The sequence below is a fragment of the Nocardioides sp. genome (assembly GCF_034670285.1).
GTDB lineage: Bacteria > Actinomycetota > Actinomycetes > Propionibacteriales > Nocardioidaceae > Nocardioides.
In genome coordinates this window covers 1-1,780 of record NZ_JAXMNS010000557.1, presented here as the reverse complement: position 1 = coordinate 1,780, position 1,780 = coordinate 1, and the positions used below count along the sequence as shown (strand labels likewise).

Genomic DNA, 1,780 nt, shown 5'->3' with positions numbered 1-1,780 from the left:
CTGGTTCGTCGACGGTCTACTACTCGATCCGCGCTCGTTACGGCAGCTTGTGGCAGCGCGAGGGTCAGCGGGCCAGCTTCCTGCTCGGCCCGGCCAACGGTCCGCCGTCGAGCTTCAGCTGTTTCGATCCCACGGCGCTCGTGGGCGATGCGTACGTGAGGTGGACCGCCCCCGTGGGAACGACGCCGACGAACTACCGGCTGACCTACACGATCGACGGCGTGCTGCACGAGACGCGAACGGTCGCCAGCGACGTCCGGCAGGACCGCCCGGATAAAGCGGTCAACGGAAACCGCACCCTCAACGTGACTATCGCCGCGATCTACCCCGCAGGGGACAGCGCAACGGTGAGCACCACGATCAGGTACGAGCAGAACAGCAAGCGGTATGCCTGCTGAGCCTGCGTGTTGCTCTGGCCGGCGGGCCTCCTAGAATTTCTGGGTGATGCCGCGTATCGGAGTCCTCGCTCTGCAAGGCGACGTGCGCGAGCACGTGCGCACCCTCGCGTCCCTCGGGGTCGAGGCGACCGCCGTACGACGTCCCTCCGAGCTGGAGGCGGTCGACGCAATCGTGCTGCCCGGCGGTGAGTCGACCACGATGGCCAAGCTGGCCCGGATCTTCGACCTCCTCGACCCGCTGCGCCAGCGGATCAAGGACGGGATGCCGGCTCTCGGCACGTGCGCCGGGATGATCCTGCTCGCCGACCGCATCGAGGACGGTGCCGTCGGCCAGGAGTCGATCGGCGGCATCGACATGACCGTGCGGCGCAACGCCTTCGGGCGACAGGTCGACTCCTTCGAAGGGTCCGTCGACGTGGTCGGGCTCGACGCCCCGGTGCACGGGATCTTCATCCGTGCACCCTGGGTCGAGAAGGTCGGCGAGGGCGTCGAGGTGCTCGCCCGGGTCGGGTCCGACGCCGAGCCGGAGGCCGTGGGTAGGATCGTGGCGGTCCGGCAGGGGCCGTTGATGGCGACGTCGTTCCATCCTGAGGTGGGCGGGGACGCGCGGGTGCACGGCATGTTCGTGGACCTGGTCCGTCAGCACCGAGCCCAGGCCGACGCACCGTCGTCGTGATGTAGAGCTACAGAAGAGGTAGGCATGTCCGGGCACTCCAAGTGGGCGACCACGAAGCACAAGAAGGCTGCGCTCGACGGCAAGCGCGCCAAGATGACGACCAAGCTCATCAAGAACATCGAGGTCGCGGCCCGGATGGGCGGCGGAGACCCCGCGGGCAACCCGACGCTCTTCGACGCCATCCAGAAGGCCAAGAAGTCGTCGGTCACCAAGGACAACATCGACCGCGCGGTCAAGCGCGGCTCCGGTGCCGAGACCGGCGGCGCCGACTACCAGACGATCATGTACGAGGGCTACGGCCCGGCCGGCGTCGCGATGCTCATCGAGTGCCTCACCGACAACAAGAACCGCGCCGCCATGGAGGTGCGCACCGCGATGACGCGCAACGGCGGCTCGCTGGCCGACCCGGGCTCGGTGTCGTTCCTCTTCAACCGCAAGGGCGTCGTCGTGGTCCCGCGCGAGCAGGAGGGCCGCACCATCACCGAGGACGACCTCCTCGAGGCCACGCTCGAGGCCGGCGCTGACGACGTCAACGACCTGGGGGAGGCCTTCGAGGTCGTCTCGGAGTCGACCGACCTCGTCGCCGTCCGCACCGCGCTGCAGGCCGCCGGCATCGACTACGACTCCGCCGACGCCTCGTTCGTGCCCGACAACAAGGTCGAGCTCGACGCCGACGCTGCGGGCAAGGTCTTCAGCCTCATCGACG

Annotated in this window: 3 protein-coding genes; all 3 read left to right on the top strand. The window is 68.4% G+C overall.

The genetic code is table 11. From position 1 onward, the window contains the following. Positions 1-398, top strand: a 398-nt coding sequence (locus tag VOI19_RS19005) for a hypothetical protein (protein WP_323794494.1), incomplete at its 5' end; no start/stop codon positions are given. A gap of 46 nt (positions 399-444) precedes the next feature. Next, positions 445-1,074, top strand: a complete 630-nt coding sequence (pdxT, locus tag VOI19_RS19000) for a pyridoxal 5'-phosphate synthase glutaminase subunit PdxT (RefSeq protein ID WP_323794495.1) — start codon at positions 445-447, stop codon at positions 1,072-1,074. Positions 1,075-1,098: 24 nt separating this feature from the next. Next, positions 1,099-1,780 (top strand): YebC/PmpR family DNA-binding transcriptional regulator (locus tag VOI19_RS18995; RefSeq protein WP_323794493.1); only part of this gene is annotated, 682 nt, incomplete at its 3' end.

What these genes read in the sequence shown, in the direction of transcription:
- pdxT (WP_323794495.1), top strand. Translation starts at nt 445, where the DNA reads ATGCCGCGTATCGGAGTCCTCGCTCTGCAAGGCGACGTGCGCGAGCAC.